The organism is Jingyaoa shaoxingensis (assembly GCF_014385005.1).
Classification (GTDB): Bacteria; Bacillota; Clostridia; order Lachnospirales; family Lachnospiraceae; genus Marvinbryantia; species Marvinbryantia shaoxingensis.
On sequence record NZ_JACRSZ010000023.1, the window covers coordinates 17,337 to 35,878 of the forward strand.

The window sequence follows — 18,542 nt, forward strand, 5'->3', positions numbered from 1 at the left end:
CATCATTCTCAAACATGCTTCTATCATACCACAGGTACACACCGCTTGAGTACCATACGTTTTTACATCATTCTCAAACCTCAAATTCAAAAATGATATGCTCTCATTCAGCATAAAACAATGATACTCAAACATTTGTTATTGGATTTCACATCCATCTGCATCTATAATATAACGAATTCCCCCTTCCAGGCAACTTCTTTCCTGATTTTCGATAAATAAAATATGTATTTCCTGATACATCATTTCCTTGATTAACAGATTCATCTTCTCATCAGTCAAATAACTTCTGATATTGACGAATACATACAATTTCTTTTTAAGTAGCTGGGATGTAATTTTTATATATTGAACCAATTTTTCCAAATAGCTTTCTTCCATAATTTCATACTTTACTGACAGTGATTTCAAAACCATTGTCAAGTCTAGATCATTTTCTGTTTGCAAAATATAATCTGTCCGTTGTTCTAACTCTAGGACATATTCTAAAATATATTGCGTTATTTCCTGCGTTCTTACAAAGAATTGTTCCGAATGAGCCAACTGCTCCAATTCGACATATAGCTTTCCAAGAATCCTCTTATCATTTAAATCTATGGCAAACGGTTGAAAAATCAATTCAATATTTTTTCGTATATCCAATTCTTTTTCATCATCTGATAATACATAATGTCCAGTTCCATTTTCACATTGTTTCCAGAGTTCATCCAAAAATTTTGAAAAATAATCTGGTGATTCTATGATCCATTCAGTAAACAATGATTCATTTGACATGATTGCACAGTTTAGATCTTCATGTACCAGTTTCACAAAATCACCAGCCTTTCATCTGTATCAAGTACCTCACTTTTGCTTTCTCCAACAATAATATCCATTTTTGCGTATTGCTTTTCTGTTACTGAAAGCAATTGTATAAGACCTTCTTCCGGTTTATTCTTATGGACCTTTTCTATAATTGCATTTACTGCAGATCCATTTAACGCCAATTTACAATATACTGATTCCTGCAACATCATAAATCCGCTTTTTAGGAGAAACTTTCGAAACTTCCTATAGGCTTTTCGGTTTTCTTCCGTAATCACCGGCAAATCAAAAAAAACAAGTACTCTCATAAATCTATAGCTCAATTCTGTAAAATCGAAGCAGTGCACTGTCATCTTCATTCAATGCATCAAACACACTCCTACAATATATTTTGATTGCATTATTTACATACTGTATTTTCCCATCAATTTGTACTTCCTGGTTCAGTATATTCACTAGTTGCATTTTTTCTTCTTTTTCTAATTTAGTTGGCATCATCTGTATAACCTGTTGATCTACTAATATTCGAAATGGTTCCATCATATCAGAGGCCAAATTAAATTTATTAAACATGTTATCATGAAACAGACCCAATTGTGTAATATACCCATTCGCTACAATTTCTCTTGCAAATGTAGATAAAAGTATAGAATATCCATAATTTAATCCGGCATTGATATAACTGTCTTCCGTTCTGGTAAAATCCATCCCGAATAATGCATTGAAATATACTTTTGCAGCATGTCCTTCTCTGTTCGTCCCATCATTCCACGTAATTTCTGTTAAATATTGTCCAAGTAATTCTGCTTCATCCTTTCTTCGTAATGTTAGTAGTTCTTTTTGTTTCCGAATCTTTTCGCTGACAATTTCCGTCCATACAGCCTCTTTTGTTTTCTGCTTCCATGCGATCTGTTTTCGCACTTTATTACTGGTATCATGACTTCCATAATAACTCACAATCTCCGATGAAGGATTTCTTTTTTCATCACAGAAAATCACCTTTACTTTTCTTTTAGCCAATTCCGCCAGCAAGCCGGTAGTAAGAGACACCGCAGTGGATTCGATTAATAACGTTCCGATTTCGCTTAATACTATTTTTGTTACTTCATCTCCTCGCACTACCATATAGCCAAGCTGAAGATCTAACTTGGCTCGTTTTGAAATTACAATCGTTCTCCAACTCATAACGCTAATAAATCAATCTCATTTTCAAATACTCCTGTTACTGACTGATGAATTATGGTTATTTTTTTACATCCTGTTATATTGTTGTTCATAACCAGAATTCCTGCACTTGAAGGTCCATTAATCAACTTCAGATTTGCTGCGCCACTCTGACACTGAAACATATGAAGAATTTCAGACAATACCAGACATTTTTCTTCATTCGTTAATTTCACAAACGTTTCTCTGCCGTTTTCTAATGTTTTAGCCTGCGCACTTAACCGTACATGATAGACTGTATTTTTTATTTTATACAAAAATGTGTCATATAGTTCTGTCAAACTCTGTTCTGTAAGTTCATCATTTGCTGTTAAAAACGCATTCTTATTGTCTTTTTGCCGTTTTTCATACTTTAATATTCTCTTTAATATGATTGTTTCATTTTTTGAAAGTAACAATTGATTTGCACCTTTAAAAATTAATCGATTCTCTGTTCGTCCTGAAAGCCACATATGAAATCCATCCACATTGAATAATGTATCCGTTTTTATCTTCCTTATTAAAATTTGTGGTTCATTCATTCCCTTTTCTTTTCGTAAATACTCCAAAGCAGTACTCTCATTACTTTCAATTTGATTTTTCAAATATAATGGTATATATTCTAAAGTCTTAATTTCTTTACCCTTTTTATCCTTTGATTTTACCAGCATAAAATAGGCACCTGTTGCTTTATTATATCCACCATATTTATCGATGTTCTGTAATCTGTCATCACTCCCTTTTATTGGAACTTGCCCTTTTCCTTTTTTCATAATCTGTTGATCAAACAGTCCACCCTTTACTTCATACGATTTTCTTGTAACAAGAATATTATTCTTTTCCATTGTCTGCCTCACAGTTACAATAGAACCTGTTTCCCCTGCTTTCCATGCAGTTTCCCCATTTCTGGTTACATCATATTTCGAAGTGAACATTTTTTGCAAATTATAAGTTCTGCCAGGATTATCTTTTACATATCTCGCTGCATCTTTTGTAAATTTTACAAAATAGGTATTTCCCACAACAATATTCAAATAAGCATCTTTCGCATGATGATAATCGTTCAGCTCTCGAACTTTCACAAACTTATAGTCTTGTCGGAATTGAGACACTGTTCTCGCTTTCACATATACAATATCACTTTCTGGTAACGTATCTTTTAATATTTCGGCAACTGCTTTTGTGCTTTGCCTTGTCTCCACAATCTGTCTTTCAATAAATCCAGCAAGCTCATTTGGTAAAAATTCATCTTTTCTTATTAATCGTTCATATTTCTCCCTAGATATAAAAGATTGTTCCAAAAGCATTTTCCAGAATGGCTGCATCTTTTTCTGAATATCTCTATTCAGTGGATAATTGTCTGATTTTATTGCATTAAGTTCCTTCTTTACCAATACCCGATTGTTCAAACTGTCATCCATAGTTTTAGACTGCGGGTAAATATGGTCAATATCGTATTTACTATTATCCCATAACGCTTCTAAATCTATTGGCTCGCCTGAATACATACACCTGCCCTTTTGCGTATAATACAAATAAAGTCTGTCACTTCTCAGATTCTGATCACCTTGCAGATTCAGTTCACCTATCCAGTCCCGTTCTTCTGTTTTGCAAGTCTTATAAAGCTCCTGCAATTGTTTTTTTCTTGACTCGGTTCGTTTGCTTTCCTGCTTTTCCCGTGCCATTTCTACAAAAACTCTTTTAGGTTCCCCACCCATAATTTTTTCAATTTCTTTTACAATCAGCAGAGTCTGCCAAATCTGTCTCTTAACAGCTGGTGATACATATAATTCTTCTATCATCTGATAAGACAAATTTTCTCTCTTTCCCAAAGAATTATATACATTGATTTCTGCCGTAAACGAATACTTTTTACTTAATAATATTTGCAGGTTGTCATTTGTTTCCCATAATGCAGTTATAATGTTCCACACTTCTCCTGTTCCCGGAGCTGGTATAGTTACCTCCTCAAGCAATTCTTTCGATAACCTTCCCCAGCCTTTATAAGAAAGATTCAATATTATCTTTACTTGTTTTTCCGTTAACTGTGGAAATTGTTGTTTCAACCGTTGTTTTAATATTTTTTTATCTTCGCCAAACAGCACAACCGATAATATAATCTCTTCTTTATCTTTCTGTGAAAGTGCCGCATCCATTAATTTTTCTTTAAAATCGTGATAAGCAGTCAAAGCGCTCTTAAAGTCTCCATCGATTCCACTTAATTCCGCATCTTTTCCTACAATGCCTTCCCTTATCAAGTAGTCTCTTATCTTTTTCTGTGTTACTTTCCTTTTTTTACAAAAAACATCTTCATATATTCTCTGTTTTAACTCAACAGATATTTTCTCACCATTTATACGAAGATTATTCAATTCATTTAATACCATGAATTTACTGTATAGTAATGAATCTTTCGGTAAAACATCTGCTCCTACAAGATAAGTACACTTATTTGTCATTCTTCGTATGAATTTTTCAGCACTAGCTTCTACATCAATTACCTCTTCAAAATTCCACGGATAGATTTTTTCATCATTTTTTCTGATTGCCCATGAAAAACTCGATTTTACTTCTTCGCTCTGCCTGTTCAGTGGTCCGACATAATAAGGAATTCGAAATGTGAAGAGTTGAATTATCATTTCTCCGTTTTTATTTATCAATGGTATTTTGTCACGCAAATTCGCAATTATCTGTCTTAGTTCATATAAATGAACCTGATACGGAATAACACCATTGTCTTTTGTCACCTGTCTTGGAAGAAAAGAATCTTTTTCTAACTCTCCAGCTAAATACTGTTTACTGCTTTCATCTATTAATTTTTCCAGTACATTCTTTTTTAAATAGTCTATAAACTCTTGTCTGTCGCAGCGTTTTCCCTGAAGATTTGTCTTCTTTCCATTTTTCTTCGTTTGTCCTATATAAGCACAATAATTTTTCACCTTTGCATCTGAATTAACAAATATCTTCTTATAATCTTCTTTCGGTAATTGCTCTTTTACCATTCTTTTCAGCATTTTCAAGTCTTTTTTATGCTTTTCATATATCTGCACTTTAGCTTCTGATATATATTGTGATCCATTTAAAATATCCTCCAACACCGCCCAGTCATAAACCGCTTTTGCTGATTCAATGATATAATACAATTCACTCAAATCCGTTTCCACCACTGCTTTGTACTCTTCATATCCGCTATCGGCAAATGATATTTTTGATCTTTCACATCTATCCAGGTCTTCATTACCAAATAAGTCACTTAATTTTACAGTTCCTCCAGACAATAATGTCAAAAATCCTTTTTCACATGTGCTTTTAGCATGCAATTCTTTTACCAGCTTCGTCTTTTTCCCTGTCCTCGTCTCATTTCTGTCTGTTAATATCGACTTAATAAAACATATATTATCTTTTGTGATATCAAGATCAAATTCCAACTCTTCATTTTTTATATTATTGATTAACTGTAAAAATGTTGTTTCAAAATCAATCACCTGTCCAATATCACCTGACAGAAGAAAATGACCTCGGTGCTTCATCATATGGTGCATCGCCAAATATACCAAACGAATATCTGGAATCTCCGTCGTCTCCATGAGGTATTTTCTCAAATGGTATATTGTTGGAAATTCTTTGTGATAATCTTTGTCTGTATAATCTGCATCCGCAAATAATGTGTACGGAAGCTCAGGACATGTTCCATCTTCCTGCCTTTTGTCCTCTGGGTAATATTTACTTTCTTTCATTCTAAGATAGAATCCAGGATCTACTTTGCTGATTTCCTCTGAAAACAATTCTTGTAATATATTTATTCTCCACCCTCTTCGATCCAGCCTTCTACGTGCTGTTCGAAACATTCTTCGTTCTTCAGCTGTCTCTGCACTTTCAAACAATCTCACACCCCATAATGCTTTTCCATGTCTACGCAAAACACGATATTGTGGATCTGTCACTGCCCATCCAACAGATCCGGTTCCCATATCTAATCCAATAAAATAATCTTGCATCTTTATCCCCATTTTCTTTCAAATACCCGTTGACAGTTCCGTTCTTATTCCTTATACTAAAGGTAAGTTTAGTACCATACTAACTTACATCATAAGTTCAAATAAGAATTTATTCAAGTCGCCACTTTTGTGGCCCACAGTGTGTGGATAGCCTGCTATGCAGGCTTTTTTCTTTGTACTTATAATTATAAGTATATATTAACATTTTTTCATTGTTCTGCAAGTTTTTTATGCACTACTTCCAATAAAACTTTTTATATTTCTTATTTTTTTACATTTCCATAATAAAAAGGAACCAGATACCATTCTGATTCCCTTCAAACACCTATTCTTTCTTATACTTTTCAATCAAGCATTCATATACTTGTAAGCTGTTTCTCACATACTATACACTTTCCACGCCTTTTTCACACAGAATCCATACCCGGCTTTTTCCACGCTCTCATCGAATACCAATTCGCTTCTTCCGATTTCTTTTCCATCCAATGTATAGATCAGATACCCTGCCGTATCTCCTTCCTGTACCGGTGCGGTGACGGTATCCGCCAGTTGAATACTGCGCTGAATTCCGGCCAAGTCTTTTCCATCGGTATCCAGATATCGGAATGTTTCTTTGACATGGCAGGTGACCTGATTCTGGACACCTTTTCGAACTTTCAGTGGGGGATACTTCATCTGTTCTTCATCTGTATACAGACGACATTTTCCAAACCCATAGTCCAAAAGCTGTGCTGCTTCCTTGAACCTGGTTTTGGAATCCGGTCCTGCCATGATGACACTGATCAACTGAATATCATTTCGCAGGGCGGTCGCTGACACGCAGAACAATGCTTTGCTGGTACTGCCTGTTTTCAGTCCATTACATCCGTTATAACTGCGCAGCAGCTTATTGGTATTAGACAGTCCGAATTCACTGCTGCCCCGCTGAGTCACATGGGTAATGTTCTCCATCCAGATGGTGGTATAATCAAAGACTTCCGGGAATCTGGTGATCAGCTCCCGTGACATCAGTGCAATGTCATTTGCTGATGTGTAGTGATCGTCCGAATCCGTCAGACCACAGCAATCCACGAAATGGGTATCCCCCATCCCCAGTACCTTTGCTTTTTCATTCATTCTATTGACAAACTCCATCTCACTGCCGGCTATGTACTCTGCCAACGCCACGGACGCATCATTCCCAGATGAAACCAGAATGCACTTCAGTAGTGTCTGCACCGTCTGTTTTTCTCCTTCTTCCAGAAATACCTGTGAACCTCCCATGGATTTGGCATGGGCACTGGTCACTACCTCGTCTTTCAGGCGAATCTGTCCCTTTTCCAATGCCTCAAAAGCCAGAAGTACCGTCATGATCTTCGTCACACTGGCCGGACTGCGCTTCTCATGAGATGCCTTTTCAAATAACACTTTCCCGGTAGATGCTTCCATCAAAACCGCCTCCGGAGAAGCCAGTTCCAGCTCCTCTGCTCCTGTTTTCCATGAAATTCCGGTAAACAGGGATATCCACAAAATAAAAAGCAGTATACACATTTTCCCATTTCTTATCATTGCACCACGCCCCTTTTTTCCTGATGGTACAACTTATGAACATAGAAAACGTTATATACTACCTATTTTGATAAATGGGATTGTGAAAGTACGAAACAATCCGTAAAGTATCTTTTCATATTTTCAGGCAGAAAAAATCCCCAGTCAATTATTGACCAGGGATCTGTCTGCACATTAGTTAAATTTACGTTTACGAGCAGCTTCGGATTTTTTCTTACGTCTAACGCTTGGTTTTTCGTAATGTTCTCTTTTACGAATCTCCTGCTGGATACCAGCTTTTGCGCAGTTTCTCTTGAAACGGCGTAAAGCGCTGTCCAAAGTCTCGTTTTCTTTTACGATTACATTTGACATTGTCTCACACCTAACCTCCCTCCAGTTGTAGATTGTGCATAATACAACTGTTGGGTTATTTTATTGCACTATTAGAATTATACCTACTTTATCCACTTTCGTCAAGTAGTTTCTTTCTGGAAATTCACTTTCTTTTAAAGTTATACACTTTTTTATTTGATCTGACCTTCTACCAGTTCCGGAATCTTGGCAATTGCTTCTGGAATGGCATCCGGATTCTTTCCGCCGGCCTGTGCCATGTTCGGACGTCCACCGCCGCCTCCTCCAACGATTGCTGCTGCCGCTTTGATCAGGTTGCCTGCATGAGCACCTTTCTTCATCGCACCATCGGTAGCCATAGCCAGAAGGCTGACTTTTCCATCTTTGGCAGATGCCAGTACAACCACACCATCACCAAGTTTTTCTTTTAACTGGTCACCCAGATCACGAAGTCCATTCATGTCTACACCGTCTACTGCAGTAGCCAGTACTTTGACACCTTTGACTTCGGTTACTTTACTCATAACATCCCCCAGAGAATTCTGAGCCATCTTACTCTTCAGGGATTCATTTTCACTCTGAAGTTCTTTTACTTCCTTCTGTAAGTGAACAATCTTCTCCAGCATCTCTGCCGGTGTTGTCTTAAGAGCTTTGGCAGCTTCTGCCATCTTCTCTTCCATCTCTTTGTAATAAGCCAGCACATTATTGCCAGTCAGAGCTTCGATACGACGTACACCTGCTGCCACGCCTGCTTCAGATACAATCTTAAACATGGCAATGCTGCTGGTATTTGCCACATGTGTACCACCACAGAGTTCTACAGAGAAATCACCTATGGATACCACACGTACTTCTTCGCCATATTTTTCTCCGAACAACGCCATTGCTCCGGTCTTCTTTGCTTCTTCGATCGGCATTACTTTTGTCACAACCGGAATTGCTGCCTGAATCTCTTTGTTGACAATCTCTTCCACCTTTGCAATCTCTTCTGCTGTCATAGCCTGGAAATGTGCAAAGTCAAAACGCAGTCTGGTTGGCGTAACCAGAGAACCTTTCTGTTCTACATGGCTTCCCAGTACCGTCTTCAGTGCTTTCTGAAGCAGATGCGTTGCGCTGTGGTTCTTGCAGGTATCCTGTCTCTCCTGATCTGCTACTTCCAGAGTCACTTTATCGCCCTTGGAAAGCATACCGGAAACCATATGACCTACATGACCGTATTTTCCACCACGAAGCTTAATGGTATCTTCTACCTGGAACTTACCATTCTCAGTATAGATCACACCTGTGTCACCTTCCTGTCCACCCATGGTAGCATAGAATGGTGTCTTTGCTGTAAATACAGTTCCCTTCTGACCTTCTACCAGAGAATCTACCAGTTCTGTCTCAGAAGCAAGTACCGTAATCTCGGATTCGTCTTTCAGAGTGGTGTATCCGGTAAACTCTGTAGTGACAGATACATCAATCTGATCGTAAACAGTGGCATCTGCTCCCATGTAGTTGGTCACTTCGCGACTTTCACGGGCACGTTTTCTCTGTGCATCCATCTCAGCCTGGAAACCGGCTTCATCAATCTCATATCCTTTTTCTTCCAGAATCTCTTTGGTCAGATCCATTGGGAATCCATAAGTATCATACAGCTTGAATGCATCTGCGCCTCCAAGTGTCTTTTCTCCCTTAGCCTTCAGATCTTCTTCCAGATCATTCAGAATACGAAGTCCCTGATCAATGGTCTTATTAAACTGATTCTCTTCATTGTTCAGAACATTGAAGATGAATTCTTTCTTTTCTTCCAGTTCCGGATATCCATCTTTGGAACCTTCAATGACTGTTGCACTTAAGTCTGCAAGGAACTTTCCTTCAATACCAAGCAATTTGCCGTGACGTGCTGCACGACGGATCAGACGGCGCAGTACATATCCACGTCCTTCATTGGTCGGCATAATACCATCAGAAATCATAAATGTTGCAGAACGGATATGGTCTGTGATCAGACGAATGGATACATCATCTTTGTAATTTTCCTGATATACCTTTCCTGCCATCTTACATACATGATTTCTCAATGCACATACAGTATCTACATCAAAAATAGAATCTACATCCTGTACAACACTGGCCAGACGTTCAAGTCCCATACCTGTATCAATATTCTTATTCTTTAATGTGGTATAATTTCCGTTACCGTCATTCTCAAACTGGGTAAATACATTGTTCCAGATCTCCATGTAACGGTCACAGTCACAACCTACAGTACAGCCCGGTTTTCCACAGCCATATTTTTCTCCACGATCATAGTAAATCTCTGAACATGGTCCGCAAGGACCTGCGCCATGCTCCCAGAAGTTATCTTCCTTACCAAAACGGAAAATACGTTCCGGTGCAATACCTACTTCTTTGTTCCAGATATCGAATGCTTCGTCATCATCCACATAAACAGATGGATACAGACGCTCCGGATCCAGTCCTACTACTTCGGTCAGGAATTCCCAGGACCAGTTAATAGCTTCATGCTTGAAGTAATCCCCAAAAGAGAAGTTACCCAGCATCTCAAAGAATGTACCGTGACGCGCTGTCTTACCAACGTTCTCAATATCACCGGTACGGATACACTTCTGGCAGGTAGCTACACGTCTTCTTGGTGGGATCTCAGCCCCTGTAAAATATGGCTTCAGCGGAGCCATACCTGCATTGATCAGCAGCAGACTCTTGTCATTCTGTGGTACGAGGGAAAAGCTTTTCATAACCAGATGGCCTTTGCTCTCGAAAAAGTCCAGATACATCTTACGAAGTTCATTTACTCCATACTTTTTCATTTTGTTCCTCCTTAAAGGTTCTTCACCTTCTATTTTGCAATAATCTTTTTAAATTTCTTCTTTCCACGTTTGAGCACAAGTCCATCTTCCGGAATGTCTTCTTTTTTCAGTGTAAAGTGAATATCTGTGATCTTCTCACCATCCAGTGTCACGCCGCCCTGTTCAATCGCACGACGACCTTCGGAACGTGTTCCAACCAGTTCTGCCTTCACCAGCATGGAGATCAGATCTACCGATCCATCTTTGAAATCTCCGTCTTCCAGTTCAGAAGTCGGCATATCAGCCGCATTACCTGAAGAAAACAGTGCACGGGCACTTTCCTGAGCCTTGGCAGCTTCTTCTTCGCCATGTACCAGCTTGGTCAGTTCGTAAGCCAGAATCTCTTTTGCCTGATTTAACTGGCTTCCTTCCCATTTATCCATCTCATCAATCTGTTCCAGTGGAAGGAAGGTCAGCATACGGATGCATTTTAATACATCAGCATCGCCTACATTTCTCCAGTACTGATAGAAATCGTAAGGAGATGTCTTGTTCGGATCCAGCCAGACTGCACCAGACTGTGTCTTACCCATCTTCTTTCCTTCTGAATTCAGGAGAAGTGTAATGGTCATAGCCTGTGCCTTAGCATCTTCCTCAGAAAGTCCCAGTTTACGACGAATCAGTTCACGTCCACCCAGCATATTGCTCCACTGGTCGTCTCCACCAAACTGCAGGTTACATCCGTACTTACGGTATAATTCATAGAAATCGTAACTCTGCATAATCATGTAATTGAACTCAAGGAAGCTTAATCCTTTTTCCATTCTCTGCTTATAGCATTCTGCACGAAGCATGTTATTCACAGAGAAGCAAGCTCCCACATCGCGGAGCAGTTCGATATAGTTGAGATCCAGCAGCCAGTCTGCATTATTCACCATCAGTGCTTTTCCATCTGAAAAATCGATAAATTTGGACATCTGCTTCTTGAAGCAGTCACAGTTATGCTGAATCGTCTCTTTTGTCATCATCTGACGCATATCACTACGTCCTGAAGGGTCCCCAACCATAGCGGTACCGCCTCCGATCAGGGCGATCGGTTTATTTCCTGCCATCTGCAAACGCTTCATCAGGCAAAGAGCCATAAAATGACCTACATGAAGGCTGTCTGCAGTCGGATCGAAGCCAATGTAAAAAGTTGCTTCACCATTATTGATCAGTTTTCTGATCTTTTCTTCATCTGTTACCTGGGCAATCAATCCTCTGGCAACTAATTCTTCGTAAATTCCCATCTTTTTCTCCTCAAAATTCTTTCAAAAAATCTATCCTTAAATATAACATAGGAATGCCTTATTTTCAAGTTTTTATGAAATTCCCGGGTCTTCTATCAGATCTGTGCCATCCGCTGCTGTTGTAGCAAGTATATCACACCGTTCATTCATCTCATGACCGTCATGTCCTTTTACCCATATAAACTTCACCTGATGAGGTGCCTTGGCTTTTAACAGACGTTCCCAAAGTTCCCGGTTCTTTACCGGCTCATTTTTTCCACGTCTCCAGTTCTTCCTGATCCAGCCGTCAATCCATTTTTTATTAAATGCATCCGTCAGATATTTGGAATCAGAATAGAGCTCTACGTCACATGGTCTGGTCAGTGCTTCCAGCCCCACAATAGCTGCCATAAGCTCCATGCGGTTATTCGTTGTTCTCACATAACCCTGACTGTACTCCCGCTCATGAAGCACGCCCTTACTGTCCACATAATGCAGTACGGTGCCATATCCTCCCGGTCCGTCTGGATTACCTCTCGCTGCACCGTCTGTATAGATCCTTACAAACATTCTCCCAACATCTCCCTAATCTTTTCTACTACCTTTTTTGCCATTTTGTGATTGGTTCCGTTGGCTGTCACCCCTACTACCACCTGGTCTGTCATTGCCAGTCCCGGAAAATAGAAATCACATTTTTGCTTATCGTTACATACATTCACCAGAATATTCTCTCCGATGCAGTATTCATAAATGTCGTTATTCAGCGTGTGGTCATTCGTTGCTGCAATGACCAGATCCGCATCCACTATATCCTTCAGTTCAAACTTCTTCCGAAGAATCGCAATTCTTCCTTCCTGTTCCAGTGTATTCAGTTCAGGATTTACTTCCGGGGCAACTACAGTCAGATGATCCGTAAAGTCTATCAGTGAACGAATTCTTCGCTTTGCAATAGTTCCCGCACCGATCACATATACCTTTTTTTCTGAAAGATCCACAAACAGCGGAAAATATGGTTTTTTCATTGCCATTTCCTCTCCAACATCTCATTATTCATTTCAAGAATATCTCTAATTTATCAGTATACAAAATCTTATGATTTTCATCAAGTACAATTTTTTTTCTGGTATTTTAGTATCTGGTAGTTTATAATAAAAAACGGATATTAACTATTTGGAGGAAATTATGAGTTTCGAATTTATAAAAAAACTGCCTATCCCAGCAGAAATCAAGAAAGCTTATCCTGTTTCCGATTATGTTGCTCAAATAAAGCAGCAGCGTGATGCTGAAATCAGGGATGTATTTACCGGGAACTCTGACAAATTTATCGTAATTATCGGACCTTGTTCCGCAGATAACGAGGAATCCGTTATGGACTATATTCATCGTCTGGCGAAGGTACAGGATAAAGTCGGTGACCGTCTGATCATTATTCCGCGTATCTATACGAATAAACCGCGTACAACCGGAGAAGGCTACAAAGGTATGGTTCACCAGCCTGACCCGGAAAAGAAACCAGATATGCTTGCCGGACTGGTTGCCATCCGTAAGCTTCATATCCGTGCTGTCGAAGAGACCGGTCTGACTGCAGCAGATGAGATGCTTTATCCTGAGAACTTCTGGTATCTTGCAGATATTCTGTCCTATGTTGCCATCGGTGCACGTTCTGTGGAGGATCAGCATCACCGTATGACAACCAGTGGTATGGATGTTCCTGCCGGAATGAAGAATCCGACCAGTGGTGACTTTTCTGTTATGCTGAACTCCGTAGTAGCAGCTCAGGCTGCACAGCAGTTCATCTATCGTGGATGGGAAGTACATACACAAGGTAACCCTCTTGCGCATGTTATCTTACGTGGTGCTACCAACAAACACGGTAATTCCATTCCGAATTATCACTATGAAGATCTGAACCTTCTGCTGAATATGTATGATCAGCGCGATCTTCAGAATCCTGCTGCGATTATTGATGCGAATCATTCTAACTCCAACAAGCAGTATATGGAACAGATCCGTATCGTGAAAGAGATTCTGAACAGCCGTTCTATTAACCCGCGTCTGAAGACTCTGGTAAAAGGTGTCATGATCGAAAGTTATATTGAACCCGGCAATCAGAAAATCGGATGTGCCAATCATGTATACGGTAAGTCTATTACTGACCCGTGTCTGGGATGGGAAGACTCTGAACAGTTGATCTATGATATCTACAAGTCCTGCTAATTCCGGTTGAACACTTTCGTATGTTATAAAATGCAGCGAACCACAATACGTGGCTGCTGCATTTTTCTTTTCTCCTGTGTATAAATCTCCACTATTACATTCATTAAAAACTGTTCATACTCTTCAAACAATATCTTTCATACTCTCAGCCTTCAGCGTCTCGGATGTGCCTTGGCATAGATCTCACGCACTCTTCTGACATTCATATCCATATATAACTGCGTAGTAGATATATCCGCATGACCCATCATCTCCTGCACAGCTCTTAAGTCAGCTCCGTTCTGTACCAGATGTGCCCCAAAAGAGTGGCGGAGTGTATGTGGTGTAATATCCTTCTGAATCCCTGCCTTCTGCACATAAGCTTTAATGATCTTCCAAAACCCCTGTCGACTCATACAATCACCTGAACAGTTCGTAAACAGATACTCACTTTCCTGTCCGTGTGTGAATTTAGCCCGGCTTTTATTCAGATATTCTTTCAAAGCCTGTTCTGCTTCTTTCCCAAAAGGAATGACTCTTTCCTTATTGCGCTCTCTGCATATCAGATAATTCATTGATAAATGCACATCCTCCGGCTTCAGTGCCAGAAGCTCTGATACTCTCATACCCGTTGCATAAAGAAGCTCCAGCATGGCCTTGTCACGAATTCCTTTATCTGTAGAGGTATCCGGCTGCTCTAACAGCAGAATTGCCTCATCCATGGTGAGTATCTCCGGTATCTTCTTATTTACGTGAGGAGAACGTACCTTCTCACTTGGATCGTCTTCTGTCTTTCGCATCTTGAACAGATAATGAAAAAAAGCTCGCATAGAAGCCACACTTCGTGATACCGATGAAGTGGAAAATCCCTGCTTCTCCATCTGAAGCACATAGGAATTCAGATTCGTGGATGTGATCTCATCCACACTGTGTATTCCTCTCTCATCCAGATACAGAAATAACTTCTTAAGATCCCTCTGATACGATAATACTGTACTGTTCGAGGCATTCTTCTCTTCTTCCATATAATTCATAAACTGCTTCATATCCTGCTGAAATTCAGGTTCCATTTTCTGTGTTGTCATCTTTCTGTTATTCTCCACTTTTCGCACTACGCCAGAGGGCAAAAGCGCAAAAAAACAAGGATCTAATTCATTCCTTGATTCGTTTTCTAATTATTTATGTAAACATTATATGTAGAGAATTTTGCAAAATCAATGTATTTTTATCCACAAAAATCGTTTCTTTTCCACTTTTTTATACACATTTCTATATCTTGATATTATTTTATGTCAACCACCAGATCTTGATTTACGAAAACCATTTCAATGCCAACCTGATCAGCCATGGAGTGATATAACATTCTGATATGATCCCTGTCGCCATAACCGGAAGATACAGAATCCAATCTTTCAGATATCCATATTTTTCTCTTTTTCCAGTCTGAACCACATACTTTTTCATCAGAGAAATATATACTATGCCATAACACAGCATATATGGCATTTGCGCAAAAACAGCTGCCCAGATTCCGGTAATACTATACTGTATATATGAGGAAGTAAGAAATATTCCTTCTGCAAAACAGAACCATGCCCCATAGATCACCAGCCATACCTGTCCTCCCAGTGCCTGACCAAGAACTGCCAATAGAATGTACAACATACCTCTTCTTTTTATCAGAAAATACAGATAGCGATTCATTTTCCATTCGTTTTTCCGAGTAATTTCCGACAGTCTCCGTAGCCAGAAACTGTTTTTTTCAAGATAAGTATCTCCCGACAGATTAACAAACAAAATCCCCGCCAGAAAACCTGCCAGCATGATTCCCCACACAATTATTTTCCGATAATTACGCATAAAGATCCACCATATTTTTTTTCATCATATGGTGGATCTTTCATTTTCATGCCTGTCTGTTCCATTCTTCTACAGATCATACATTATCATTCAATTGTCCCTATTTTTTGACAAAACTGTTCTCCAGGAGTGCCAGATCTTCAGACGTCATTTCTGTTGCTTCTTCCGGCACGGCTTCAGTCTCCGCTTCTGTATCCCTGGCTGTTTTTCTATGATATTCTTCTAATGCTTTCTGTACTGCTTTTTCCGCTTCTTCCTTCAGACTTTCTTTATCATGGGTTGTCGTTGTATTTGCCGAGGTATAAGCGCTGCCATTTTCCATCAGTGTCTGATTTACAGTCTCCTCTTTAGAAATATTCAATCTTCCAAGCTTACTGATATTCTTTGGCGCCGCAACAATGACCTGCTCCATCTGTTCATCACTTAATGTAGTAACTTCTATCTCCACTTCCTCTTTCTGGGTACCTAAAGTCTTTGGATAATATAAATTCATTGCAAGATCTGCCCTCATCTGGGAATTATATTCCAGATTCGACGGAATCTCAAAATACTTGCACCAGTAATAAGCGGCATCATATGCTCCCTGTGCTGTATCCGGTACACTCAGTAAATACTGATATACAGATGCATAACCACCCTGAAGTTCTGTTGTAAGATAACCAAGCTGTCCCTGAATACTGTGATATTCATATCCATTGGCATTACACCAGTTAATCAGCGCACTAAAACGTCCCAAATGCCACTGACACAGACCGTAACTGGTTCCTCCATCTCCAACTGCAGAAGATGCAAAATTAGATTCACACTGGATATTGGCAAGAACCCCACATGCTGCTGCATGATTCAGTCCAAGTCCATTTCTCAGATAATCATAAATCTCGTTAGTATTCTCTGTAATATCTCCCACAGGATAGGATCCAAATACATAAATCGACTCACCGGTTACTTCTTCATACTCCTGAGCAGCCTTCTCATCAATTTTATTTTTTTTCTCTTCGGTCTCTTTTTCTTTCTTCGTAGTCTCGGATTCTGCTTGTGTGTCGGTCTCTGTCTGAGTTTCTGATTCTGTTGGTGCTTCTGTCTCTGTTGGTGCTTCTGTCTCTGTTGCTGCTTCTGTCTCTGTTGGTGCTTCCGTCTCTGTTGGTGCTTCTGTCGTTGCCTCCGTTGGTGCTTCTGTCGGTGCCTCTGTTGGCGCTTCTGTCGGTGCCTCCGTTGGTGCTTCTGTCGGCGCTTCTGTCGGTGCCTCCGTTGGTGCTTCTGTCGGTGCCTCTGTTGGCGCTTCTGTCGGCGCTTCTGTTGGTGCCTCCGTTGGTGTTTCCGTCGGAGTTTCAACTGAAGTTGCCTCTGCAGACTGATCTGCTGTTGAATCTGAAGCCACTGCAGTTTCTGCCTTTTCCTCGTCCTCTTCAGCCTCCTGAGTTACTTCTGTTGCCTGATCCTCTGCAAATGCAAACTGTGCAATTCCAATTGTTGACAGCGAAAGTACTCCTGTCAACATCAATATCTTCATTCTGTCTTTCATTCTTTTACTACTCCTAATATTGCTATTCCCGACATTATTCAAAAAACTATTTTTAATAATAACGCATTTTTGTTTATCTGTCAAATTTTACCTCTATAACATCCAAAAAAAAGAACTTGAATAATCAAGTTCTTTTTTACTGCCGGCGACCGGAATCGAACCGGTACGGGAGATTAGTCCCGCAGGATTTTAAGTCCTGTGCGTCTGCCAGTTCCGCCACGCCGGCATATACAATATAAAATTGTAAATGGGACCTACAGGGCTCGAACCTGTGACCCTCTGCTTGTAAGGCAGATGCTCTCCCAGCTGAGCTAAGATCCCAAGCTTATCATAAAGATAAACGACCCAGATCGGACTCGAACCGACGACCTTCGCCGTGACAGGGCGACGCTCTAACCAACTGAGCCACTGGGCCATATTCATAACAAATAAAAGAAAAAGTGGACCTTCGGGGACTCGAACCCAGGACCGACCGGTTATGAGCCGGTTGCTCTAACCAACTGAGCTAAAGGTCCAAAGAGCCGATGATCGGACTCGAACCGATAACCTGCTGATTACAAATCAGCTGCTCTGCCAATTGAGCCACATCGGCATATAACCATCCTATTTGTTATAGTGACTCCAAGGGGATTTGAACCCCTGTTACCGCCGTGAAAGGGCGGTGTCTTAACCGCTTGACCATGGAGCCATAATCACATTTCATATCTTATTATGAAAAAACTCCCCGAGTTGGGCTCGAACCAACAACCCCTCGGTTAACAGCCGAGTGCTCTACCATTGAGCTATCGAGGAATATGAAGATTGTACCTTCAAAACCGCATACGGTAAATACTTTTCATCCGTGTTTCCCAAACCTGCTGACGCTTATTCGCGGTCATTCGGAATCCGCTCTTAAGCTTTTTGGTCAAGCCTTCGACCTATTAGTGACAGTCAGCTCCATACATTACTGCACTTCCACCTCTGCCCTATCTACCTCGTCGTCTTCAAGGGGTCTTATTGCTTTCGCATGAGATATCTCATC

At 40.0% G+C, this 18,542-nt stretch carries 14 protein-coding genes, 7 tRNA genes, 1 rRNA gene and 1 CRISPR repeat array (1 of these 23 only partly in view); of the genes, 1 reads left to right on the top strand and 21 read right to left on the bottom strand.

Translation table 11 applies throughout. The features are described 5' to 3' along the window. Positions 1-79: direct repeats of the CRISPR family, unit length 36 nt; unit sequence GCTTGAGTACCATACGTTTTTACATCATTCTCAAAC (it extends 1,070 nt beyond the left edge of the window). 59 nt (positions 80-138) lie between these two features. The 10 genes from csn2 to H8716_RS15790 all read right to left on the bottom strand — a co-directional run bounded on the left by csn2 (position 139) and on the right by H8716_RS15790 (position 12,971). After that, on the bottom strand, positions 139-810 hold the full coding sequence (gene csn2, locus H8716_RS15745; protein ID WP_249309950.1) for a type II-A CRISPR-associated protein Csn2: 672 nt from the start codon (positions 808-810) through the stop codon (positions 139-141). After that, on the bottom strand, positions 807-1,163 hold the full coding sequence (gene cas2, locus H8716_RS15750; RefSeq protein ID WP_330606661.1) for a CRISPR-associated endonuclease Cas2: 357 nt from the start codon (positions 1,161-1,163) through the stop codon (positions 807-809). The genes csn2 and cas2 overlap by 4 nt, the downstream gene beginning before the upstream one ends. Beyond that, positions 1,117-1,989, bottom strand: a complete 873-nt coding sequence (gene cas1, locus H8716_RS15755; RefSeq protein ID WP_249309951.1) for a type II CRISPR-associated endonuclease Cas1 — start codon at positions 1,987-1,989, stop codon at positions 1,117-1,119. The genes cas2 and cas1 overlap by 47 nt, the downstream gene beginning before the upstream one ends. Next, positions 1,986-6,005 (bottom strand): type II CRISPR RNA-guided endonuclease Cas9, encoded by a 4,020-nt coding sequence (cas9, locus tag H8716_RS15760; RefSeq protein WP_249309952.1) that lies wholly within the window; start codon positions 6,003-6,005, stop codon positions 1,986-1,988. The genes cas1 and cas9 overlap by 4 nt, the downstream gene beginning before the upstream one ends. Before the next feature lie 378 nt (positions 6,006-6,383). Further along, the gene (locus H8716_RS15765) at positions 6,384-7,553 is read right to left on the bottom strand and encodes a D-alanyl-D-alanine carboxypeptidase family protein (RefSeq protein ID WP_249309953.1); all 1,170 of its coding nucleotides are present in this window, start codon (positions 7,551-7,553) and stop codon (positions 6,384-6,386) included. Between the two features lie 174 nt (positions 7,554-7,727). Next, positions 7,728-7,904, bottom strand: coding sequence for a 30S ribosomal protein S21 (gene rpsU, locus H8716_RS15770; RefSeq protein WP_006864570.1), 177 nt, complete (start codon positions 7,902-7,904; stop codon positions 7,728-7,730). 152 nt (positions 7,905-8,056) lie between these two features. Beyond that, a complete protein-coding gene (gene alaS, locus H8716_RS15775; RefSeq protein ID WP_249309954.1) occupies positions 8,057-10,696 on the bottom strand; it encodes an alanine--tRNA ligase in 2,640 nt (879 codons plus the stop codon). A 29-nt stretch (positions 10,697-10,725) separates the two neighbouring features. Then, positions 10,726-11,964: a tyrosine--tRNA ligase gene (tyrS, locus tag H8716_RS15780; protein WP_249309955.1), complete on the bottom strand. Its 1,239-nt coding sequence runs from the start codon at positions 11,962-11,964 to the stop codon at positions 10,726-10,728. 72 nt (positions 11,965-12,036) lie between these two features. Continuing rightward, positions 12,037-12,513 (bottom strand): ribonuclease HI, encoded by a 477-nt coding sequence (gene rnhA, locus H8716_RS15785; RefSeq protein ID WP_249309956.1) that lies wholly within the window; start codon positions 12,511-12,513, stop codon positions 12,037-12,039. Further along, positions 12,504-12,971 (bottom strand): precorrin-2 dehydrogenase/sirohydrochlorin ferrochelatase family protein, encoded by a 468-nt coding sequence (locus H8716_RS15790; RefSeq protein ID WP_249309957.1) that lies wholly within the window; start codon positions 12,969-12,971, stop codon positions 12,504-12,506. The genes rnhA and H8716_RS15790 overlap by 10 nt, the downstream gene beginning before the upstream one ends. Before the next feature lie 154 nt (positions 12,972-13,125). Here H8716_RS15790 and H8716_RS15795 point away from each other — a divergent pair, with 154 nt between their 5' ends. Continuing rightward, positions 13,126-14,160 (top strand): 3-deoxy-7-phosphoheptulonate synthase, encoded by a 1,035-nt coding sequence (locus H8716_RS15795; protein ID WP_249309958.1) that lies wholly within the window; start codon positions 13,126-13,128, stop codon positions 14,158-14,160. A gap of 152 nt (positions 14,161-14,312) precedes the next feature. Here H8716_RS15795 and xerD read toward each other — a convergent pair whose 3' ends face one another. From xerD to H8716_RS15850, 11 genes are all read right to left on the bottom strand, one after another. Further along, the gene (gene xerD, locus H8716_RS15800; protein WP_249309959.1) at positions 14,313-15,224 is read right to left on the bottom strand and encodes a site-specific tyrosine recombinase XerD; all 912 of its coding nucleotides are present in this window, start codon (positions 15,222-15,224) and stop codon (positions 14,313-14,315) included. A gap of 226 nt (positions 15,225-15,450) precedes the next feature. Next, positions 15,451-15,999 carry a hypothetical protein gene (locus H8716_RS15805; RefSeq protein ID WP_249309960.1) on the bottom strand — a complete coding sequence of 183 codons (549 nt, stop codon included), beginning with the start codon at positions 15,997-15,999 and terminating at the stop codon, positions 15,451-15,453. Between the two features lie 100 nt (positions 16,000-16,099). Continuing rightward, positions 16,100-17,521 (bottom strand): phage tail tip lysozyme, encoded by a 1,422-nt coding sequence (locus H8716_RS15810; RefSeq protein WP_249309961.1) that lies wholly within the window; start codon positions 17,519-17,521, stop codon positions 16,100-16,102. Between the two features lie 140 nt (positions 17,522-17,661). Continuing rightward, a tRNA-Leu gene (locus tag H8716_RS15815) sits at positions 17,662-17,747 on the bottom strand. A gap of 22 nt (positions 17,748-17,769) precedes the next feature. After that, positions 17,770-17,842: transfer RNA gene (locus tag H8716_RS15820), tRNA-Val, on the bottom strand. A gap of 20 nt (positions 17,843-17,862) precedes the next feature. After that, positions 17,863-17,936: transfer RNA gene (locus H8716_RS15825), tRNA-Asp, on the bottom strand. Between the two features lie 26 nt (positions 17,937-17,962). Continuing rightward, positions 17,963-18,036, bottom strand: a tRNA-Ile gene (locus H8716_RS15830). Positions 18,037-18,040: 4 nt separating this feature from the next. Beyond that, positions 18,041-18,113 (bottom strand) — tRNA-Thr (locus tag H8716_RS15835). Positions 18,114-18,137: 24 nt separating this feature from the next. Next, positions 18,138-18,209 (bottom strand) — tRNA-Glu (locus H8716_RS15840). 32 nt (positions 18,210-18,241) lie between these two features. After that, positions 18,242-18,313, bottom strand: a tRNA-Asn gene (locus H8716_RS15845). Between the two features lie 108 nt (positions 18,314-18,421). Continuing rightward, positions 18,422-18,542: ribosomal RNA gene (locus H8716_RS15850) — 23S ribosomal RNA — on the bottom strand; the annotation flags it as partial.

Bases quoted from the DNA above. Each gene is read 5' to 3' on its own strand.
- H8716_RS15805 (WP_249309960.1), bottom strand. From the start codon at position 15,999: ATGCGTAATTATCGGAAAATAATTGTGTGGGGAATCATGCTGGCAGGT.
- cas2 (WP_330606661.1), bottom strand. From the start codon at position 1,163: ATGAAGATGACAGTGCACTGCTTCGATTTTACAGAATTGAGCTATAGA.
- rpsU (WP_006864570.1), bottom strand. From the start codon at position 7,904: ATGTCAAATGTAATCGTAAAAGAAAACGAGACTTTGGACAGCGCTTTA.
- cas1 (WP_249309951.1), bottom strand. From the start codon at position 1,989: ATGAGTTGGAGAACGATTGTAATTTCAAAACGAGCCAAGTTAGATCTT.
- H8716_RS15795 (WP_249309958.1), top strand. From the start codon at position 13,126: ATGAGTTTCGAATTTATAAAAAAACTGCCTATCCCAGCAGAAATCAAG.
- tyrS (WP_249309955.1), bottom strand. From the start codon at position 11,964: ATGGGAATTTACGAAGAATTAGTTGCCAGAGGATTGATTGCCCAGGTA.
- xerD (WP_249309959.1), bottom strand. From the start codon at position 15,224: ATGACAACACAGAAAATGGAACCTGAATTTCAGCAGGATATGAAGCAG.
- rnhA (WP_249309956.1), bottom strand. From the start codon at position 12,513: ATGTTTGTAAGGATCTATACAGACGGTGCAGCGAGAGGTAATCCAGAC.
- H8716_RS15790 (WP_249309957.1), bottom strand. From the start codon at position 12,971: ATGGCAATGAAAAAACCATATTTTCCGCTGTTTGTGGATCTTTCAGAA.
- H8716_RS15810 (WP_249309961.1), bottom strand. From the start codon at position 17,521: ATGAAAGACAGAATGAAGATATTGATGTTGACAGGAGTACTTTCGCTG.
- alaS (WP_249309954.1), bottom strand. From the start codon at position 10,696: ATGAAAAAGTATGGAGTAAATGAACTTCGTAAGATGTATCTGGACTTT.
- H8716_RS15765 (WP_249309953.1), bottom strand. From the start codon at position 7,553: ATGATAAGAAATGGGAAAATGTGTATACTGCTTTTTATTTTGTGGATA.
- cas9 (WP_249309952.1), bottom strand. From the start codon at position 6,005: ATGCAAGATTATTTTATTGGATTAGATATGGGAACCGGATCTGTTGGA.